General features: G+C 35.6%; 4 protein-coding genes and 1 pseudogene. 4 read left to right on the forward strand and 1 reads right to left on the reverse strand.

From position 1 onward, the window contains the following. Window positions 1-401: 401 nt before the first annotated feature. Together RZN25_11815 and tnpB are read left to right on the forward strand one after the other, a co-directional pair. Window positions 402-596 (forward strand): hypothetical protein, encoded by a 195-nt coding sequence (locus tag RZN25_11815; protein ID MEQ6377504.1) that lies wholly within the window; start codon window positions 402-404, stop codon window positions 594-596. Window positions 597-613: 17 nt separating this feature from the next. Then, a complete protein-coding gene (gene tnpB, locus RZN25_11820; GenBank protein ID MEQ6377505.1) occupies window positions 614-916 on the forward strand; it encodes an IS66 family insertion sequence element accessory protein TnpB in 303 nt (100 codons plus the stop codon). A 395-nt stretch (window positions 917-1,311) separates the two neighbouring features. Here tnpB and RZN25_11825 read toward each other — a convergent pair whose 3' ends face one another. Next, window positions 1,312-1,818, reverse strand: coding sequence for a peroxiredoxin family protein (locus RZN25_11825; protein ID MEQ6377506.1), 507 nt, complete (start codon window positions 1,816-1,818; stop codon window positions 1,312-1,314). A gap of 187 nt (window positions 1,819-2,005) precedes the next feature. Here RZN25_11825 and RZN25_11830 point away from each other — a divergent pair, with 187 nt between their 5' ends. Then, entirely contained in the window at window positions 2,006-2,635 is a 630-nt protein-coding gene (locus RZN25_11830) for a flavodoxin family protein (GenBank protein MEQ6377507.1), read from the forward strand. 172 nt (window positions 2,636-2,807) lie between these two features. Beyond that, window positions 2,808-3,816, forward strand: a pseudogene (locus tag RZN25_11835) (IS1595 family transposase). The last annotated feature ends 27 nt before the right edge of the window (window positions 3,817-3,843 follow it).

The following is a 3,843-nucleotide window of genomic DNA, read 5'->3' on the forward strand; positions in this document are numbered from 1 at the left end:
ATTTCGAGGATGGACTCTAGAAATAGTATACCTGCATAATGGGCCATTTCTTCGACTTTGTGTTGAATCGCCGTTTTACGCCAATAACGTAATTTGAAACAAAGTTTCTTAGCACTCCAAAAACTTTTCGGTATCTTCATTTTATCTAGGAATTCCTTCGAAGACAACGACATCACAATTATATTCTTTGGCGAACTTTACAATTTAATGCGAAGTATGGTTAATAATTTGTTTCTGTAACCCATTAATCATTAGATGCAGTTACCCAACCAGATGGACGTTGTACTTTACGCAATTTATTCGTTAATCGAAACAAAGTAAGCCCCCAATCAAACAACGCATATAAATACGCAGCGCCTCCTGGTACGATGAATGTATCAATTTAAGGAGGTGCTTTTCATATGCCAGAACAAAAACTTACCGTCGCCCCCGTTACATTACATTCCGAAAATAAAGGTCCATATTCATCCGCGTCATCAACAGCCTCTTCCAATAACGCTTGCACGATCAAAGCAGCAAACTTAGAAATTCCCTTCCCCAATGGCGTGGATGAGCACATCATTCAAACGGTTATGAGGGAACTGAAACATCTGTGAAACAAGATTATACAAGTGTGACAAATATTTTCATCATTTGCGGAAAGACTGACATGCGAAAAGGTATTGATGGATTAGCCACATTAATTCAAGATTCATTTGAACTGGACCCATATGGTGATCCCATTTTCTTATTTGCGGGATCGAGTAAAGATCGCTATAAATATTTGTATTTCGACGGTGGTAACGGTGTTGATTTCTATGAATATATAAAGAAACTTTTTACGGATCTACCGAATCAGGGCATCCAACAAAACCCTAAAATTTTAGATCAATATATGCCCTGTTCCAAAAAGATTCGGGCAGAATGTAGCAAATAACCGAAATAGGCCGTAAATCCGATTGAAAAAATCAGGAAGTACGCTATTTGTGATGCGCACCAGATTGATATATTTTTTTATAATTGGACTTACTCCCAATCAACAGATTCACATTCGAAATTCAACATCAACTGTATGGGGAACTTCTCTTATTTCTGCGGCATTACAGACAGCTGGTGTCGAGAGTTCCCGAATCTAGTTTAGCAAAGGAAGAAAGAGATAATGCGAAATTATTAATTAGACAATTTAACCGTGATGATTTAGTGAGCATGGATAAAGATATAGCGGAATTTATGAATATAAGATTAGGAGCATCACATAGGCGATAAGTTTATAACATTAAAGAGAGGATGTCACCAAGTAGCTTGGGACACCCTCTTTTTTCATAAAAGTAACTATCGCTTTAAATTTTTACTGATATATTGTGTGATTTTTCTCAACTCTACAGCAGTCGGTCTGCCAAACGGACTTGTTTGTCTTTGTTGATATAGTAGGTTACCATCCTCGTTTACTAAAAAATAAGCTGGCTCCCCATGTGCACCGTGATCGTCATAAGGGTCATTTTCACTATGATAATGCACTTTATATGCTTTTAAAGCCTCATGATTTTCATCTGAAAGAACAGGAAATGTGAATTTATGTTCATTGACCATTTCTTTTAGAGCATCTAACTTATCAGTTGAAATCGTGGTAATATGAATATTCTTTCGATCAAAATATTCTTTGCTTTTCTCAAGTTCTTCTAACTCTGCCTTACATGCAGGACACCATGAACCACGGAAAAAGATGATTAAATGCCATCCCCCTTTTTCCTTTCGATAGGAGCTAAAATGATAGTTCTCTCCAGATACTGCTGGAAGCGTAAAGTCTGAAACCGATTTGCCAAGTTCAAATTCAGCCATAGTAATTCCTCCTTTTTTAATTGATTCCCAATAGATTATCACCTGAAACACTAATTTAATGTAAGCAATCTTACAATAATGTGATGGGTGTAAGCTAGCTTACACCCTTAAAATATAGTGGTTTCAGTTAAAAGATGAGAGGGGAATAATAGTAATATAAATAAACAAATTGGAGGAGAACTTAATAATGAGTAAATTAAAGGTACTATTTTTAAATGCTAGTCTAAAAAACAGTAGTGAAAAATCACACACAGAAGCTCTCTATGATGAGGCAAAAACTCTTTTTGAAAGAGAAGGGGTAGAATCTGAAAGTGTAAGGCTAGCAGATTATCATATTCCATATGGAATCAGTGGTGACATGGGGAATGGAGATGAATGGCCAAGCATTTTAGAGAAGGTAAAAGAGGCCAATATAGTAATAATCGGCACTCCTCTTTGGTTAGGAGAAAAAAGTAGTTTAGCAACACTTGCCATTGAACGTCTCTATGGAAGTAGTAGTGAAACAAATCAGAAAGGCCAAGCAATCTATTACAATAAGGTAGGTGGCGTTATCGTTACCGGTAATGAAGATGGGGCAAAACACGCATCTGCTTCTATTTTATACGGACTATCACATATTGGGTTTGTTATCCCACCGAATGTAGATGCTTATTGGGTTGGTGAAGCTGGTCCAGGTCCTTCCTTTATCGAAGCGAATGGTAAGGAGAATGATTTCACTAAAAAACATATAGAAATGTTATCTTATAATACATTGTACTTAGCAAAACTATTAAAAGAGAACCCAATTCCTGCTAAAGGAAATCAACTAGATAGCTAATTTTGAAAAAAAGTAAGAAGGTAACTAAATCTAATGATTTAGTTACCTTCTTTTCGTAGGCTATTTTATTACTTTTCTAAAGGCTGTGTTATCGTTCATTGTTGATAATTGCAATTGTCAAAACTATTGTTCTATAATGATGGTAAAACTAGGAAAAAAGCAGGGGGAACCAGTGAACGTTAGGGATATTCTAAGTGCTATACAAGTACTTAACCCAGGAGACAAACATTGCTTACGAGCTTATTTGATAGATGCTCTTACTGCATCCTCCTCAACAGGTAATGTATTACATGAAATTTCTGAACGCAAGAATAAAGAAGGCTATCACTGCCCTGATTGTGATTCAGAACATATCGTTCGAAATGGGACATACACAACTCTCGTTGATGGTGAGGGAATTAATAAGCAACACTACCTTTGTAAAGCATGTAAAAGGACTTTTACTGATCTCACAAATACTGCTTTGTATAGAACTCGCCGTTTAAATAAATGGGTTAGATTTGTTGAATGTATGATAGAAGGATATTCCCTACGCAAATCAGCAGAATTAATGAAGGATGAACATTCGAATGAGGATGACATTTCTTTTGTCATTTTATTCTACTGGAGACACAAGTTACTTTCTGCGTTAAATAAAATGGATATTACTAACTTTCAAGGTATTGTTGAAATGGACGAGACTTATTTTTTATACTCTGAAAAAGGATCTAGACGTATTAAAGACAGAGAACCTCGAAAAAGAGGAGAAGCTGCTAAAAAGCGTGGGATAAGTAATGAGCATGTTTGTGTATTAGTGGCAAGGGATCGAGATAAAATTACCTTTTCACAAGCATTAGGTATGGGCGATTAACAAAAGAACAATTAGACAAAGCAATCGGACATAAACTATCCGATAAAAACGTATTATGTACTGATTCTTGGCGAGCTTTCAAAACCTATGCAACTGAAAAAGGCATGGTTATTTATCAATTCAAATCTGATGGTAAAATCCGTACTAAGGGGATTTATCACATTCAGAACGTCTTAGCTATCACAGTAGACTAAAAGGGTGGATTAAACGCTTTAAAGGTGTAGCAACGAAGTATCTAAATAATTATCTTACTTGGTTTCAGGTATTAGAAACTATTCATCATCAGAGAAATGAAGTAAATATAAAAGATTTCATAATTAACTATGTGTAAAATATTTCTCGAGGGTAATTAGAGCTA

The organism is Bacillaceae bacterium S4-13-56 (genome assembly GCA_040191315.1).
GTDB lineage: Bacteria > Bacillota > Bacilli > Bacillales > JAWJLM01 > JAWJLM01.